Below are 17,082 nucleotides of genomic sequence, written 5' to 3' on the forward strand. Positions count from 1 at the left end.
TCATCACGATCTCAATACAATGATGTCAATTTTGTTAGTTTTTTGAGACGGCTTCCGTTTCTTTTTTTGTTACACGTGGGAGAGGGCTTAAATTATGCATGGCTCAGTCATTAAAAGGATGTATGCAGGCTTCGCGCTGATCATCGTCTTGTTCGTTGTTACAATCACCATCATGACCAATGGCATGAATCAGATTCATTCCAACTTTGAGACCGTTTCGACAAGCTCATTGCCTCTGGTTTCATTGTCGAATCAAACCAGCGTTGAACTCTTATCCGCCGATAAATCCTTTAAAGATTTTCTCACTACACAAAACCAAGAGCGCATGATGCAGATGCGTGAAGAGTTTAGCAAGTCTCAGACCGAGTTTAACCAGACACTCAGCCGTTTAGAAAATGCCAGCAAGGCATACCCAGCACTCGCAGAGTCGTTAGTTCAGTTGAAAGAAATTGAAAGCAGCTATTTTGCCGAAGCCAATGAAGCGATGAACAACTACGAAGCAATGTTCACCGCTCAAGCAGAAGTGCAAAAATCGTCACGTCGTTTCCAAAAACTGCACTCTGAGCTGAGCGTTGGCATGAAAGAGTACGTCGATGACCAATCCAGCATATCTGTCAAAGTGATGGCAAAGAGCTATTTCGTCAAACTCAAAGATGCCGAAGTAATCACCTCAGATGCACTGGCGAGTTCAGATCTAGAGTTTGTAAAAAATGCCGTCAACAAAAACAAGAAAGCGGTCACTCATCTGAATTACGCATACCGTGGTCTCACTACCCAACTGCCATCACTAAAAGATGTGTTTAATGCTTCTGTCGAGAAGTTTACGCAAGACGTGGGTCAAAAAGGGGGCGTACTGGATCAACACGCCAGTTACCTTGAAGCCAAAGATGCCTTGTATGGCAACATTGCCAACCTTGCCATCAAAGTTGACTCAGCAATGCGTTTGTTGGAAACCTTCACTACAACGGCAACCGACAATCTCAATACCTCTTTGGTGGAAGCGGGTGAAGTGTACGACCAAGGCTTACTCAAAGCGATTGTGATTGGCATTGCGGTGACCATTTTCGCAGCAGCTGTGGGTTATCATATTGCCCACAGTGTACGCGAGCCGTTAACGCGCATTCTTTCCACCCTTGAAGGCCTTGCTGACGGTGATATGACCCAGCGTATCGATATTCGTTACAACAACGAGTTCAGTCGAGTGAGTGGACACATCAATACGTTAGCCGACAGTTTGCATAATATCTTGGTTAAGCTTAATGATGCGGCAGAAAACCTAACCGACACCGCAGCAAACAATGAGCGCACATCTGGCGATGCACAACATCAACTCAACGTTCAACGCGAGCAGACCGCCAGCGTGGCGACAGCGATGACCGAAATGAGCCACTCCGTTCAAGAAGTGGCCCAGAGCGCACAAGGCTCACTAGAAATGGTGCAAAAAGTGGAAACGGCATCTGAATCTGGCCGTACCATCATGAGCAGCAATATCTCGACCATCAATCAGCTCGAAGCTCGTCTTAACGAATCTGTTTGCGCCGTTTCTGAACTGCAACGAATGAGTGGTCAAATTGGTTCGATACTCGATGTTATTCGCAGTATCGCAGAGCAAACCAACCTACTTGCGCTCAACGCAGCGATCGAAGCGGCTCGCGCTGGTGAGCAAGGACGGGGTTTTGCTGTGGTTGCTGACGAAGTCCGTGTTTTGGCTTCTAAAACGACACAATCAACCACCGAAATCGAATCGATGATCAGCAACTTGCAATCGAGTTCACAATCCGCAAACAGTGTCATTCAAAGCTGTATGAAGGATATGGAAATGTCGGTTGAGCAGGCGTCAAAAGCCAACGGTGCAATGGAAGAAATTCAAGCACTGATTATCGAGATCAGTCAAATGAGCACGCATATCTCTCAAGCAGCTGCAGAGCAGAGTGAAACCTCTACTGCTATCGCTCGTAGTTTGGAAGACATCAATAACATTGCCGACCGCAGTTATCATGCGATGGCAGAAATCGCTTCTACCAGCGAGAACTTATCTAGCTTAGCAAGTCAGCAAACCGAGCTTGTTCACCGCTTCAAGTTGTAAGGTTCAACAGAAAACGGTCACTAGGCCTATAAAGTCATCGGATAAGGGCAACTTTTGACAAAGTTGCCCTTGTTTTTTATGCGCTGTGTCTACATATGAAGATCAGGCGCTTGCACTCTCTTTCACATCCTCATTTTTTGCAAGCCGTACTGAGAAGGAAATGTTATGGCTGTACACGTTGGTATCATTGATCAGGACCCTGTCAGACTGGTGACTCCTCTCCTCGATCTGCGTACCGTCAGCACTCATATCGTGTTTATCGGTGATGAGTCTCAACGCGATATGTATCAAAGACTTCATTCTGTGCTTGCTCAGCGTGATATCACTTCCGAACTGTTTGTCATCCCCTCTGTCGTCGATACTCGTTTGATCAAACAATCTATTCAGGCCTTAGCTGAAGATCTCAAAAGCCGTGGGGAAGATGTCAAACTGAACGCCAGCTGTGGCTTGCGTCATCGCCTTCTTTCTGTTTATGAGGTATTCCGCACTTACCATTGGCCAATTTTTGTGGTTGAACCAAACAGCGACAAACTGTGCTGGCTCTATCCTGATGGCCGTGAAGACACTCAAGTACAAGATCGCATTACCGTTGCTGATTATCTCACTATCTTTGGTGCGCGCGGTGAGTTCAATGAGGTCGAACTGCCACCTCAACTTGACCAAAAATTGCATGAACTCGGCGAGCGTTGGGCCAGTCACGCTTTGGAATTAGGCCCTGGTTTGGCGACTTTAAACTATCTCGCCACGACATGCCGCAAAGAGCAAAAGCTGGATGTAGAGTTATCTGAAAAGCAGCAAGGCTATCGCGAGCTGAATATGCTGCTGGCAGATTTGGTGGAAGCGCAGATCGCCACTTACGAAAACGGCATTCTTACCTTTGCCAATGAAGACGCTCGTCGTTTCTCCAATGGCGAATGGTTAGAGACACTGGTTCACAGCACCGTCAAACAGATCCAAGATGATATGCCCACCATTCAAGACCACTCGCTCAATGTTCAGGTCTATCGTCAACTTGGCGAGCGCGAAGTGCGTAATGAGCTTGATGTCGCCTCTGTCGTTAACAATAAACTGCACATCATTGAATGTAAGACGAAGGGCATGCGTGATGACGGCGACGATACGCTTTATAAGCTTGAATCACTGCGTGATCTACTCGGTGGCCTACAAGCAAGAGCCATGTTGGTAAGCTTCCGTCCACTGCGTCACAACGATATTACCCGTGCAGAGGATCTTGGCTTAGCGCTGATCGGCCCAGATGAATTGAAAGATTTGAAAAAGCATCTCACAGAGTGGTTTGCACAAGCGGGTGGTAGCGACGGGATCTAATTCCCGTCTTGCTTGAAGGGGCTTAAAAGACCAATTGCTTTTTCAACCGACAAACAAAAACCCCGAAGCGATCGCCTCGGGGTTTCTTTATTCAATCAGTGTAATGTGATTACAGCATTTTACGCGCAGACTCGACAACCACTTTGATAGAGCGAGCTTCCGTCTCTTTTAGCGTCGCGTGATCTGGGATCTCTTTTTGTGTACGGTTGATGATTACACCCGCAACACAACCCGCGCGTAGGCCAGAGCTTGCACACATGGTCAACAACGTCGCTGATTCCATTTCAAAGTTCAGTACGCCCATCTCCTGCCACTCTTTCATTGAGCCTTGGAAACGGCTCACTACGCGCCCAGTAAAGGTATCGTAACGCTCTTGACCTGGGTAGAAGGTATCACTTGACGCAGTAACACCGGTGTGAACTGTTGCACCACTTTCTAATGCAGCCGCTTTCATTGCCGTTGCCACGTCAAAGTCAGCTACTGCAGGGAACTCCATTGGCGCAAAGTGCAAGCTCGCACCATCAAGACGAACAGAACCTGTCGTGACGATCATGTCACCCACGTTAACATGCGGCTGGATCGCACCCGTGGTACCAACACGTAGGAAAGTACGCACACCCAGTTGAGCCAACTCTTCAACCGCAATAGAAGTAGAAGGACCGCCGATACCCGTTGAACAAACAACCACTGGTTTGCCATCTAGCTCTGCACGGTACAAGGTGTACTCACGATGGCTAGCTAGAAATACTGGGTTTTCCATTTCTTCAGCAATTTTTTGTACACGCGCAGGATCACCTGGGATGATCGCTAGCGTTGCACCGTTAAGATCTGCTTCAGTAACACCTAAGTGGAAAACAGCTTGAGACATAAGTCACTCCTTATTGCGGCTTACTTGAAAATAAGCTCAGATAAATTTGTAGGGGTCTAAAAATGCACTTTACTCAACCTCCTCACAACTTGGAGTGATCACCATCACAATAGGTAAATGTAACAAATATTTATTACTTGGAAAAACCGGTTTGCATCACACTTTAAATGCAATCAAGAGCTTAATTGCATAAGGTGTCACAACAAAAAGCCCGCATCGTAAATACAGGCTTTATAGATTCACACTGTCTAGTATTCATTTGAGGAACGGAATCGTAACAATCGCAATGCGTTTAGTGTGACCAATGCCGTTGCGCCACTGTCCGCTAATACCGCCACCCATAGCCCGGTGATGCCAAGCAAGCTGGTGACAAGAAACACCCCTTTTAGACCCAATGACAAGGCGACATTTTGACGGATGATGCTCATTGTTGCGCGTGAGAGCTCTATCATGCTTGGCAACTCAACCAAGCGATTATGCGTAAGCGCAGCATCCGCCGTTTCAAGGGCGACGTCGGTTCCTCCGCCCATGGCGATACCAATACTCGCCGCTTTCATGGCAGGCGCATCGTTGATGCCATCTCCAACCATGGCAACGGTTTTGCTTGCGGCAAACTGCTCCACATAGTGCACTTTGTCTGCTGGCAATAAGCTCGCTTGGTAATCAATGCCAATCTGCTGAGCGATGGCTTGAGCACTGCGAGGGTTATCACCTGTCAACATCACCGCAGAAACGCCCAGTTTACCTAGCGCAACCACCGCTTTAGCTGCGTCTTTGCGCAATGTGTCTTGCCATGCGATGAGCCCGATGGCTTCACTATCATGACGCACAATCACCACGGTTTTCCCTTGCCCTTCTAAGCGGACAATTTCTCTTTCTAATTGCAAGGAGAGTGGAAATTGGGCTCGTGAAGGGGCCACCAGCTCCACGCTTTTACCATCGACGAAACCGGAAACGCCCGCCCCGACTTGAGCCATTTTGTCCGTTGCTTCCGCAATGGCGTAACCCAAACTCTCGGTGTGATTAATCAGCGCAACCGCTAAAGGGTGACTCGAACCCACTTCCACCGCTGCGCTCAAACTCAACAAGGTTTCATCGTCATAGAGGAATGACACCACATCTGTCACTTGCGGTTTGCCTTGTGTAAGTGTGCCGGTTTTATCAAAGGCAACCGCTTCGACTTTACCAAGCTGTTCTAACGCCGCGCCACCTTTGATCAAGGCGCCACGTTTGGCTGCCGCAGCAAGGCCAGAAGTAATTGCTGCCGGCGTTGAGATCACCAAAGCACAAGGACAAGCAATCAGTAGCAAAGCCAAACCGCGATACACCCACGTTTCCCAAGGCTGGGCGAAGAACATTGGCGGTACGACGATCACGGCCAACGACACCAACATCATTAATGGTGTGTACCAACGGCTGAATTTGTCTAAGAAACGCTCCAGTGGTGCTTTGCGCGATTCCGCCTCTTCGATGAGATGCAAAATACGATCTATCGCATTTTCACCTTGTTTTGAGGTGACTTCGATGCGCACGACTTTATCGACAGCCACCACACCCGCCATCAGCTTCGCGCCAGAGGTATGCTCTGCGGGCACCGATTCTCCCGTCAACGCACTTTCATCAAAACTGGCCGTTGGCGTAAGAAGCAAGCCATCCGCAGGCAAACGAGAACCGGGCGCAATTTCAACCACATCACCTGGCATCAACTCACTTGCCGCCACTTCTACTCGTTGACCATCGACAATTTTAATGCTGTTTTCCGGCACTAAGGCCATTAACGCTTGAACGCCACTTCTTGCTCTTGAGGCAGCGTACGCTTCCAATTTCTCACCAATTAAAAACAGCAGTAAAACCATGGCCGCTTCCACGCTTTCACCAAGATAAAGCGCACCAATGGCCGCCACGCTCATCAGCGTCTCAATGGCGAAAGGGGTTCCGCTGCGAGCAAGGCGCACGGCTTTTTTCGCCACAGGGTATAAACCCGCTAAACAGGTTAGAACAAATAAGCCATTACTTAACGCTTCGGAAACCGTCGCCAATAGAGCGGCGATAGCCATAGAAAAGGCTATGGCTAAAATGTGCCAGTTGGCGTAAACAAAACCGAGCCAACCTTGAGGTTGAGGCGCCGCAGTTGCCTTCGCTGCCGATGAACCAACGAGCGTAATTGGAAAACCTGTTTTTGCCGCGACTTGTTCAATCTCTGCCATTAATGACGCAGAAGCGAAATCCACCACCAACTTCTCGGTGGCAAACAACACTTTCGCCTGCTGAACTCCGGCCACACCCAAGACGGCTTTTTCCAATTTCTGAGCGCAAGACGGGCAATCCATACCGGAGATGAGCCAACTTTGTCGCTCCGACGCGCTTTGAGCTAAGGGTGCCTCTCGCCGCTCACTCTCTTCATTCGGATCTGAGCTTGAGCACGCATCTGAGCTGCAGCAACTGTCTGCTACCGATGAAATTGCGGTCATTTTGCTAGCGGCTAAGCTCGGGCTGCAGCACGATACCGCAGTAGGTTTGGCAATGATTTTATTTGACTGACAAGCAGTATGTTTTGAGCACATAACATTTTCCTTATTGGTGAGTACAGCGTAAGCATAAACCTTAGAGTCAGCTCCAAGGTCAAGCGTTATTTCACTCGGCAAGGAATCGGCTATAAAAGTAAGCCCTCGTTAGAGGGCTCATCATAAGGAGGAAGGTTAAACCGGATGCTTGAAGCAATCATCGAGACTTTGGCCAATCGCTTTTAACACATCGCGACGGGTGATCACCCCGACCAATTTTTTGTTGTCGACCACCGGGTACATTTTCGGTTTGCCGACTTTCATCATGTCGGCCAGTTCGATGATCGACATATCAGACGAAACCGATAACACATCACTGTGCATGCACTCACCAACGGTATACGAATCTTGGCAGTGATAACTGGCTTTCACCAGTTTATCCAGCAAGTCTTGCTCTGAAAGGAAACCTATCACTTCTTCTTTTTCATTGATCACCGGACCACCCATGACCACGCTTTTCATGACTTTGTTCAATGCGGCACTTAAAGACATGTCAACTGTGAAGGTGACGGCTTGTAGGGTCATGTAATCTTTTACTTTGAGTGAATTCATCGCGTGCTCCTTGGCGGTGTCATTTTGCCCTTTCTTTAAGTGTCGTCTAATTTCTTGTTTTTACTAAATTGGAATCAGCAATTTTATCTATTGTCCCTACCAATCAAGCGATTCTGATCACCCGTTTCAAAAATAAGACACTGAATTACGTCTCCGTTGCCCCCAACTTTACGTTATTAAGCTATATGTTAATTAACATGGTAGGAGTCGTCTGCATGGTAGAACAATCTATTTTCTCTCGAGTTATCGCTAATAACCCATCGGTTGTGCATCACATTTTTGAGGCGCTACCTGAACCTACTTTTTTGATTAATGCCGAGGGTTACTATATCGAAGCATGGGGCGGTACCGACAGTAAGCGACACCATGACCCAGCCAATCTCATCGGCTTGAATCAATACCAGGTGTTGCCGAGCGATAAAGCCAGGTGGTTCTCCGACGTGATTCAACAGGTCATCCAATCGCAAAGGCCTCAAGAGTTGGAATATGAGCTCCATCCAAAAGATCTTAGTTGTTTTGACGGTGTCGAAGGGCCGACTGAGTTGCAATTTTTCAGCGCATTCGTCATTCCTCTCTTGGGCGAAAACAAAGTCCTTTGGACAGTGCGCAACATCACTGAATACAAAACAGCCCTGCAACGATTAGAGTCTCAACAACTCGAACTGGAACGCCTCTCATGCCTCGACCACCTCACTCAACTCTTCAATCGTTACGCGCTAGAGATCCATCTTCCCCATGCCCTATCAAAGGCTGCCCAGTCTGGCCACAGTGCCGCGCTGTTTATGGTTGATATTGATTGTTTTAAAGATCTCAACGACACCTTTGGCCATTTAACTGGCGACAAAGCGTTGAGAATGGTTGCCATGACACTCAAACAGTGGAGTGGTGAGCAGGGTATCGGCTTTCGTTATGGCGGCGATGAATTCCTTATATTTATCCAAGACATCTCAAAACAAGCATGCGAAGAGAAAGCAAGCGCGTTGCAAGCGTCCATCGCTCGGTTAGCCATTGCCAATCCACATTCGCAAGTATCCAAGATTCTCACCGTCACCATCGGCATTCAGTTTTACCCCAGCCTAACGAGCGACAGCCAAGATCTCGAACAGTTTATTTCCAAAGCGGATAAAGCGCTGTTTAACGCCAAAAACACCCAACGTGGCACCGTTCACTTTCTCTCTCATTAATCGCTGGGATCTTCCGTGCAAAAAAAGAGAGCCATTTGTTTGGCTCTCTTTGGGTCACGCGTCTATTGGGGTAGTCACGTTGCGTTAAATCATTGACCTGATTTCAGGCAAATCAGTCTTTCAGTACTTTTACGGTGTAACGGCCATCTTTTTGGCGGTATAGGCCGTGGATGTCGGTCTCGAAGCCTGGGTAATGCGCGCCGATTTCACACAACATTTCCAAGAAATCCAGTACTGGACGAGAGCTTTCTGTCACCACTTCACCTGGTAGCACTAGAGGCACACCTGGAGGGTAAGGAAGGATCATGTTGGCACTGACACGGCCCACCATATCATTCAGCAAGATCTCTTCGGTTTGACCACGAAGCTCTTGTTGCCAAGCTGCGTGTGGCGTGACTTTCATCTCTGGTAGCACATCGAACGCTTTGTACATCAATTCTGGTAGACGGTACTTACGAGTCAGATCGTGAATGCCTTGTGCCAGCTCTTGAATACGCATGCCTTCGTAGAACGCTGGATCTTCACGGTACAGCGCAGGCAGCATGGTGCGAATCGTTAGGTTCAGATCGTAACCACGTTTGAACTCAGTCAAACCACGTAGCAATTGCATTGCTTTTGATTTATCGATACCAATTGAGAACAAGAACAACAAGTTGTAAGGGCCTGTTTTCTCTACCACAATGCCACGTTCATCAAGGTATTTCGCCACCAATGAAGCAGGAATACCACTGGTTTCCAATTCACCATCTTTGCTCATTCCAGGAGTCAGCAAGGTGATTTTGATTGGGTCAAGATACATGTGGTCATCGTCCATGTTCTTGAAGCCATGCCAGTCTTGGTTAGGGTCAAGTTTCCAGCATTCGGTTGTCTCAATATTCTCTGGTTGCCAAACATCGAAGAACCAACCGTCACTTTCACCTTTTAAGCGTTTGATCTCTTTACGGAAACGAATCGCACGATCGATTGAATCTTGCATCAACTTACGACCCGTGTTGCCACGCATCATTGCCGCCGCGGTTTCTGTTGATGCCACAATGCCGTATTGAGGCGAGGTGGAGGTGTGCATCATAAAGGCTTCGTTGAACGACTCACGGTCAAATTCACCTTTTACGTGAATCATTGACGCTTGCGAGAACGCCGCCAACAGTTTGTGAGTGGACTGTGTTTCGTAGAACACTTTGCCTGGCATCGCTTCGCCACTCATGCCGCATTTGCCTTCGTAAATACGGTTGAAGTTAGTGTAAGGCACCCACGCACTATCAAAGTGGATGTGTTTACAGTCGAGAGACTCTTTGATGAATTGTGTGTTGTACAACAAACCATCGTAAGTTGAGTTGGTGATTACTGCATAGCTTGGCGCGCTCGCACCTGGTGTTTTAGCGACTTTCTCAGCAATCACTTCACGGCTGAATTCACTTTGTGGAATACCACCAAGAATGCCGTAAGCGTTACGGGTTGGACGGAAGTAAATGGGTGTTACGTCCGTCATCATCATTAGGTGAGTCAATGATTTATGACAGTTACGGTCAACCAATACCGTGCTGCCCGCTGGCGCTGAGAACATACCGACAATTTTGTTTGATGTCGAAGTACCGTTCGTCACGATGTACGATGCGTCAGCGTTGAACGTACGCGCAATGTACTCTTCCGCTTCTTTGTGTGGACCTGAATGGTCAAGCAGTGAGCCTAGCTCTGGCATCGAAATCGACACGTCCGCTTTGAAAGTATTTGGACCGTAGAAATCGTAGAAAATGCTGCCGACTGGGCTTTTTTGAAAAGCCGTACCACCCATGTGACCTGGAGTACAGAAGGTGTATTTGCCTTCTTCCACGTATTTAAACAGCGCTTTGGTGAATGGCGGTGTAATTGCGTCTTTGTATTCTTGTGTCGCTTGGTTGATCTTGATGGCGATGTCGTCCGCCATGCCCAATGCGTATTCAAAGAAATGCACGTTTAGGCGTAGATCGGTAAGCGAAATATCCAGCGTTGATTGCTCGTTAGCAAACGCGTGTACTGGCAGTTTTTCGTTGATTTGGCTAATACGCTCACAAAGCTCAAGCGAGTATTTATCCCAGTCAAACAGCACACCACAAATGCGTGGGTTCATTTCGATCATCTTGATCAAATCTTTGTCATCCACTGGATAAACAACTTCATAACCGGCTTTTTCAAGTGCTGCATGCAATTGACGAACTGGCTCTTCTTTAAAGAACACACCCATGTGGTTCAAGATAGCGAAAATATTCATTTGGACATCTCCAAGACGAAAAAGGGCGCTCTCTGTGATTAGTCACAGTGAGTAAGACGAGCGCCGTGATGAAATTAGGAAGCGCTGGCGTGGCAGTCCGCCAGCGGAATCAATCAGTGTTGAGCCGAAGCTTCTTCAGGATGGGCAGCCATGTATTGTGCCAAGCCTGTTTTCTTGCTGTAGAACATCAAGATGATGAGAGACATGATGAAGGTTGCGGTGAGAGTTGAACCTTCTGCACCTGCTAGGGCAACCATACAGAACAAGCTAGCAATGCCCGAGAACAACATCACGAATGTATTGCGAGTTGTCATACCTTCGAAGCGAATCAAGTTAATGCTTGAGTAGAAGTAAGGCAGCATGGTGAGTAGTACTGCGTCAGTGGTTAATTGGTTAAACATGTCTGAAGCGTGCGCGGTTTCTGAACTAAAGAACATCAGTACCAACATCAACATCGTCATCATGCTAGACGCGATAACCAAACCTTTCTTAGGCACGCCGTTTTTGTCGGTTTCGCCAAACACTTTAGGGAAGTTACCGTCGTTTGCGGCACGTTTACCCGCTTCGCTCACCAACATCATCCAAGAACCAAGAGAGGTGAAACACGCCAACGCAGTAAACGCAGAAACAAATGGCGCAGTCCAGCTACCGAACAGTTCAGTGGTCGCCAACGCAAATGGTGCACCTGATGCAGCCACTTCAGAAGCTGGGAACATACCGCTGATCATTTGAGTAGACAGCACGTAAATCACACCAGCAATCGCAGTACCTAGCATAGTCGCAAGTGGTACTGTGCGTTTTGGGTTCTCAACCATACCTGATGATACCGCCGCAGATTCCACACCCACGAAAGACCATAGACAGATAAGTACCGCAGTGATGATCGCATGGCCATCGCTACCTGCAGAAACGTTCCAGTTTTGGCTGTAAATAGCGCTGTCGAAGTGCGTCCAACCAAAGAGCGCTGTACCTAATACAGGAACCAAAATCAGTACCAAACCGACGGTACAGAGTCGGCTTACCCAGCTACCACCGAGCAAGTTAACCAGCGTGAACACCCAAACAGAAGCAATGGTCGCAAGGCCTGCTGGAATCGGGTCATTCAGTACTGGGAAGAAAACCGATAGGTAAGAAACACCGGTAATGGCAATGGCTAAGTTACCAATCCAGTTCGCGTGGTAGTAAAGCACGCCCGTTTGGAAACCAAACACCGGTGACACCTCACCTGCATACGCAATAGGGCCACCCTCTTGAGGGTTTTTGGTTGCCAAACGAGCAAACACGAATGCCAGGCTCAATGCGCCAACAATACAAATCGCCCAACTAAAAATAGAGATAGAACCTACACTCGCCAGTGTAGAAGGAAGTAAGGCAATACCACTGCCCATCATGTTACCAGCCACGACACCTGTACAGGCAATTAGGCCGATTTTCTTAGCATTAGATGACATAACATCTCCAACTCGATTCAACTTAAGTTACAAAACTCAAACGAATAAATAACCGCAACGCGAAGCAACCTTGTCGCTGCTCTTTTGATGTTATTAACGCGATAGAGAGAAAACTTTCTCCGTGACCCCGTTAATGTTCGAAGTGGAGATTACGCCCAAAGCAGATAAAAAAAATAAACTTACGATTATCAATAAAATGATGAGACAAAAATGAGTTTCTTGATATCAAGGTGATAAACACCCAATACATAAATCAACGTTTTCAGATAGTTAAGAAAAAACCTAAAAACATAAACTCATAGCAATAAAATTATCAACCTGCTCTTTCATTAGCTATCAAGTCAATCAACTTGCCATTGAGGGGAAAGTTGATAATGCGTTGATATCGAATTTATCCAAGCCGAAATGCGAGGAAGCGAGGAAGCTAGGAAGCGAGGAAGCTAGGAAGCTAGGAAGCTAGGAAGCTAGGAAGCTAGGAAGCTAGGAAGCTAGGAAGCTAGGAAAAGAGTAAAAGAGTAAAAGAGTAAAAGAGTAAGAGAGTAAGAGAGTAAGAGAGTAAGAGAGTAAGAGAGTAAGAGAGTAGACGATGGAACAAGACGTGCAACTCACAATGAGGTTCACACACAAAGAAGGGAAAGATAAGAAAATGAACCGCTCTCAGACACAGCGACGTCTGAGAGCAAAGGTGAAAGGCAAACCCAAACTGGGTCGCTACATTAAACGCACCACCGAAGGATGCACTGAGCGATACATGGCGTAATCAATCGATTTTAGATTCGATTGAAATACCAGCCTCTCACACAACAAATAGGTTTCTAGTGATGTGTCCATATAAAAAGCTTCGCTGTAACCATCACTGGCACCATCAAGATCACCACGCAGTTCAGCGTGTTTTCCTTGCAGTACATAAGAGAGCACCGACTCACGCAATTGCTGCGCTTTGGCTAAATACCGCTCAGCCGAGGGCAGATCTTCATCCACTGTCGCTTGCAGCGCTAACGCTTCGTAAATTCTAGGTTGAACCACTGCGTCCAGTGCTTCACTGGCGCTTTGCAATTTGCTGCTCAGCAATAAAATGCGTTCTTGGTTTAGCGTCGGCATGTCCGACAAGGCTTGCTGAACATGGTAAGCAATCAAGAGCTCCGCCTGAACATAATGATTGTTCGGCTCTAAGTTAAGCACCTGTTCAAGCAAATCAATCCCCTTTTGTACCTGCTGCTGATCAGAGAGATTGAGGTAGTGATTCGCTCGCACATACAAGGCCAACGCCGCTGGCTGCTGAGGAAAATCCACCAGCAAGATTTGCGCTTGTTGCTCTGCGTTTGGCAAACGTAACGCCTGCATAATATCGACTTCCGCTCGGTGCAAAACCGACGAAAGATGCGATGTATCCAACGGGTATTGGCGGCTAAACAACACCGCGCCCGAGGAGTTGTTTTTTAACTCCAGTTCAATAAAGGCGTGACCTTCTTTATCGCTCACTCGAACCATGATCGATTTACCGGGCAAAATGCCAGACGTAAACGCGGTTTTACTCAACATCACGCGATAGTCGGTCACTTGAGTGATGTCGGCCATCAGCTTCTGTGCAATACCATCGGCCAGATCGTGGCTTAACGCTTGGGCGTGATAGTCATCTTGAAACATGAATTCAATCAGATGAGTATCCACGACTTGCGTAATGCGCACTTGTGATTGTTTGATGGTAAAAAAGCCCATCGCAATGATCACCAAACCAATCCACAGCGCATTGAATGCGTTCACACGCCAACGAGAGATATTGGGTCGATTCGGCTTTTTCTGTTGCTGACTTTGGCACATGGCGCGTGTGAGTGGCCCTGCTGGAAAAACCATTTCATTTGCGCTGGGGGCTTCGGCTGCTAGCACCGCGGTCAATGGCTCGGTCATTGCCGGCTCCAACAACTCAACCTCGGCAGGTTCTGCCTGACGCAACAAATAAGGATTGGCCGTTAAACGCTCAACATTGGCCACCAGCTTGTAACCGCGCTTTGGTACGGTCACCACATAGCTGAGATTTTCTTCTCGCCCATCGCGCAGTAATTTGCGGAGCTCAAAAATGGATTGCGTTACCACTTGATCGGTAACAATGGCCCCATCCCAAACGTGCTGGATCAGTTCCTCGCGCCCAAACACTTCTCCAACGTGTTCAGCAAGGAAATGCAGTAAATTTATTAGACGTGGCTCGACGGAGACTTCCCTATCTTGTCGATACAGCTTGTTCTCATCAATGCACAAAACCCAGTCATTGATTTGAAAATAGATTCCAATCATAGAACGCTCTTTGTATCAGGCAGATAGCATTGGATACAGAGAGGCTCTCTCACCCAATGAGGGCGAGATTATAAGCCCGATACGCCTGTTCACCTAAGAATGATAGCCGCGAAAAACGTAAACTAAGTTTCGCGGTTTAATCAGGCGAAAAAGCGACGTAGCGCAAAGACGATAAATAGATGGGTAGATGCTTAATAAGAAAAATTTAACAAAATAACCATCGTTACCCACGGTTAAACTAAACTGGCGTTCCTTTCTCAATTGATGATGAGTGAGACGTATCAAATTTAAAGCAGTCTTTACCGGCTTTTTTAGCGAGATAGAGCGCCTCATCGGCTCGACGGAATACTCTTTTATAATCTTCACAACCTAGATAGGCACAACCACAGCTAAACGTCACCGGTGCATCTAAACCACAATCCAACGATTTAACGTCTTGCTGTAGCTCATTAATTTTTCTCACCAAATCGTTTTTCTCTTGTGTATAAAACGCAATAAGAAACTCCTCGCCTCCCCAACGACATGCAACGCCATCTTGACCAACCTTAGTTTGTATTTGTCTTGCCACCTTTTGCAGAACATCGTCACCTTTATCATGACCATAGGTGTCATTGATCAACTTGAAATTATCAATATCCAAAACCACTATCCAACGTACATCATCAGAATTGATGATCTTCTCTTCTAGATAGTAACGATTGGGAAGTTGAGTCAGTGCATCGGTCACCGACAAATGCTGCAACTTTGAGTTGGAAAGCTTCAATAACGTCATCACTCGACGGCGGCCAGAATCGTAAAAATAGGATATTGCCGAGAGTAAGAAGTAAATCGTCGTTAAATGCATCAACCTGTAAGTTTCGGCAGTTCCCAAAACCCATCCCGTTGAATTAATGTTGCAAATATACAAAATAACGAAAAAATTGACTGCGGCAACAATGGAGCCAACTCGATAACCCAACACAAATATCGCAAAAACAGGCACAACCAACGTAAATGCAATCGCCAATATTTCATTGTTGTGCCCGTTAGTGTTTGCGATATATAGCAAGCTAGACATAACCACTATCATCACCGAAAGCCACTTCGATGCCATGGCATTTTTGTTCTCTTTTAGTAACCAAACGCCGATGAAATTTACGCACGCCGAAAAACTTCCTAGCACAAGCATGAATGAAGAAGCTTTCATCAGGGTGTTGTGAACAAGAAAAAATAGAAAGCTAGCGCAAAGCAACAGATGAGTAATCAGTACAAAAGAGCTTTCTCTAAATTCTTCATGCTCTCGATTCAAAGCAAGCCACGTTTCTACTTTTTCAATAACCACTTTTCACATTCCGTTTCAAACACATTTGGCGACCACAAGCCATGCACCAATTCTATATAACAAGACACTTTCAAACCATATAATTGATACTTCTATGTACAAGCAGTGTGACAACAGAATCTAAACCTCTCCTTGTGATTACGTGCCTAGGTTATTGCTATATCATTTATAGCTCCAGAAGTACGCTTGCCACAGAGAAATAGATCATCACCCCAATCGCATCGGCAATGGTCGTGATCAATGGCGCGCTTGCAGAAGCGGGATCGAATCGAAGTTTGCTGAGCAAAAACGGCAGCAACATGCCCACAACAGAGCCAACAATCACCACAATCTGCATGGTGATCGCCACCACAAGAGCGATGTGATAGCCCCCTCTCACAAAGCCCAGCAGTGACACCGCGCCAGCCATGGTGATACCAAGAAGAGCGGCGATGCAAAGCTCTTTACTGAGCATTTTCGCCCAATCTTTCGCCATCACTTCTCCTGTCGCGAGCGCACGTATCATTAAAGTGGCCGATTGCGAACCCGCATTACCGCCACTGTCGATAAGTAAGGGTAAGAAAAACACGAGTGCCACATGGCTTTGGATGATCTCCTCAAAATAAGCAATCCCAGCGCCTGAAAAAACATTGCCGAAAACGAGCAGCACCAACCAGAAAACACGCTTGCGATACATCATCAAAATAGACGCATCTTTTAAGTTAGTGTGAGTATCGATGTGAGCAGCGTGACCGCCACAAACGCCTTGTGCGTTCGCGTTATCGATTTTTTGTGTCTGTAATAGAGTCATGGTTATCTCTCCTGAGTATCGCTCAGGACAAAGAAACCCACGCAGCCACCTCCGCCCTTTCATTGGACGAAAAGTTGTACGCATGACATGTCGTCGCTTATTGCTCTAGATGCGACAAAGCACTTAAGGCAAATCAATAAGCGTATCGTTCCTGCGGCAAACGGCCGAAGGCATATATCAATAAAGAGATGGTATTAACGAGGAAAAGCAGTATTCGCTTATGCCAATGGGTATCGACTACCCAGCACAAGCTAACAGTGTAGATTGGCAGGCTAGCAGAAAACCGTTGGCATTTTCGAAGGCTCGAAAAAACCATTTTGTGATATTCGACTACTCGACGAGTCCATAGGTTTCTGTTGTACCTCAATAAATGAAAAGGAAACGATGAGTGCTGCCCATC

The 17,082-nt window shown here is 46.9% G+C and carries 11 protein-coding genes; 3 read left to right on the top strand and 8 right to left on the bottom strand.

Going from position 1 to position 17,082, the window contains the following annotated elements:
- Positions 1-94 precede the first annotated feature (94 nt).
- Together FC652_RS11105 and FC652_RS11110 are read left to right on the top strand one after the other, a co-directional pair.
- Positions 95-2,086 (top strand): methyl-accepting chemotaxis protein, encoded by a 1,992-nt coding sequence (locus tag FC652_RS11105; protein WP_176298608.1) that lies wholly within the window; start codon positions 95-97, stop codon positions 2,084-2,086.
- A 165-nt stretch (positions 2,087-2,251) separates the two neighbouring features.
- On the top strand, positions 2,252-3,412 hold the full coding sequence (locus tag FC652_RS11110) for a DUF1887 family protein (protein WP_011079953.1): 1,161 nt from the start codon (positions 2,252-2,254) through the stop codon (positions 3,410-3,412).
- Between the two features lie 109 nt (positions 3,413-3,521).
- Here FC652_RS11110 and udp read toward each other — a convergent pair whose 3' ends face one another.
- The 3 genes from udp to FC652_RS11125 form a co-directional block, all read right to left on the bottom strand.
- Complete coding sequence (gene udp / locus FC652_RS11115; protein WP_011150849.1) at positions 3,522-4,280, bottom strand: uridine phosphorylase; 759 nt, start codon at positions 4,278-4,280, stop codon at positions 3,522-3,524.
- Positions 4,281-4,528: 248 nt separating this feature from the next.
- On the bottom strand, positions 4,529-6,844 hold the full coding sequence (locus tag FC652_RS11120; protein WP_176298609.1) for a zinc/cadmium/mercury/lead-transporting ATPase: 2,316 nt from the start codon (positions 6,842-6,844) through the stop codon (positions 4,529-4,531).
- A 135-nt stretch (positions 6,845-6,979) separates the two neighbouring features.
- Positions 6,980-7,396 carry a CBS domain-containing protein gene (locus FC652_RS11125; RefSeq protein WP_011079950.1) on the bottom strand — a complete coding sequence of 139 codons (417 nt, stop codon included), beginning with the start codon at positions 7,394-7,396 and terminating at the stop codon, positions 6,980-6,982.
- Between the two features lie 197 nt (positions 7,397-7,593).
- Between FC652_RS11125 and FC652_RS11130 the strand changes: the two genes are divergently transcribed.
- Positions 7,594-8,580 (top strand): sensor domain-containing diguanylate cyclase, encoded by a 987-nt coding sequence (locus tag FC652_RS11130; protein ID WP_176298610.1) that lies wholly within the window; start codon positions 7,594-7,596, stop codon positions 8,578-8,580.
- A 112-nt stretch (positions 8,581-8,692) separates the two neighbouring features.
- Here the strand turns inward: FC652_RS11130 and FC652_RS11135 are convergent, their stop codons facing one another.
- The 5 genes from FC652_RS11135 to FC652_RS11155 form a co-directional block, all read right to left on the bottom strand.
- Positions 8,693-10,828 carry a lysine decarboxylase CadA gene (locus FC652_RS11135; protein ID WP_011079948.1) on the bottom strand — a complete coding sequence of 712 codons (2,136 nt, stop codon included), beginning with the start codon at positions 10,826-10,828 and terminating at the stop codon, positions 8,693-8,695.
- A gap of 113 nt (positions 10,829-10,941) precedes the next feature.
- Positions 10,942-12,279 (bottom strand): cadaverine/lysine antiporter, encoded by a 1,338-nt coding sequence (gene cadB, locus FC652_RS11140; RefSeq protein WP_017422040.1) that lies wholly within the window; start codon positions 12,277-12,279, stop codon positions 10,942-10,944.
- Between the two features lie 711 nt (positions 12,280-12,990).
- Positions 12,991-14,571: a lysine decarboxylation/transport transcriptional activator CadC gene (cadC, locus tag FC652_RS11145; RefSeq protein ID WP_176298611.1), complete on the bottom strand. Its 1,581-nt coding sequence runs from the start codon at positions 14,569-14,571 to the stop codon at positions 12,991-12,993.
- Positions 14,572-14,809: 238 nt separating this feature from the next.
- Entirely contained in the window at positions 14,810-15,892 is a 1,083-nt protein-coding gene (locus FC652_RS11150; protein ID WP_176298612.1) for a GGDEF domain-containing protein, read from the bottom strand.
- A 166-nt stretch (positions 15,893-16,058) separates the two neighbouring features.
- Complete coding sequence (locus FC652_RS11155) at positions 16,059-16,682, bottom strand: magnesium transporter (RefSeq protein ID WP_176298613.1); 624 nt, start codon at positions 16,680-16,682, stop codon at positions 16,059-16,061.
- Between the last annotated feature and the right edge of the window lie 400 nt (positions 16,683-17,082).

The organism is Vibrio sp. 05-20-BW147 (assembly GCF_013369385.1).
GTDB lineage: Bacteria > Pseudomonadota > Gammaproteobacteria > Enterobacterales > Vibrionaceae > Vibrio > Vibrio floridensis.

What these genes read in the sequence shown, in the direction of transcription:
- FC652_RS11120 (WP_176298609.1), bottom strand. Translation starts at nt 6,844, where the DNA reads ATGTGCTCAAAACATACTGCTTGTCAGTCAAATAAAATCATTGCCAAA.
- cadB (WP_017422040.1), bottom strand. Translation starts at nt 12,279, where the DNA reads ATGTCATCTAATGCTAAGAAAATCGGCCTAATTGCCTGTACAGGTGTC.
- FC652_RS11135 (WP_011079948.1), bottom strand. Translation starts at nt 10,828, where the DNA reads ATGAATATTTTCGCTATCTTGAACCACATGGGTGTGTTCTTTAAAGAA.
- FC652_RS11155 (WP_176298613.1), bottom strand. Translation starts at nt 16,682, where the DNA reads ATGACTCTATTACAGACACAAAAAATCGATAACGCGAACGCACAAGGC.
- udp (WP_011150849.1), bottom strand. Translation starts at nt 4,280, where the DNA reads ATGTCTCAAGCTGTTTTCCACTTAGGTGTTACTGAAGCAGATCTTAAC.
- FC652_RS11125 (WP_011079950.1), bottom strand. Translation starts at nt 7,396, where the DNA reads ATGAATTCACTCAAAGTAAAAGATTACATGACCCTACAAGCCGTCACC.
- FC652_RS11130 (WP_176298610.1), top strand. Translation starts at nt 7,594, where the DNA reads ATGGTAGGAGTCGTCTGCATGGTAGAACAATCTATTTTCTCTCGAGTT.
- FC652_RS11110 (WP_011079953.1), top strand. Translation starts at nt 2,252, where the DNA reads ATGGCTGTACACGTTGGTATCATTGATCAGGACCCTGTCAGACTGGTG.
- cadC (WP_176298611.1), bottom strand. Translation starts at nt 14,571, where the DNA reads ATGATTGGAATCTATTTTCAAATCAATGACTGGGTTTTGTGCATTGAT.
- FC652_RS11105 (WP_176298608.1), top strand. Translation starts at nt 95, where the DNA reads ATGCATGGCTCAGTCATTAAAAGGATGTATGCAGGCTTCGCGCTGATC.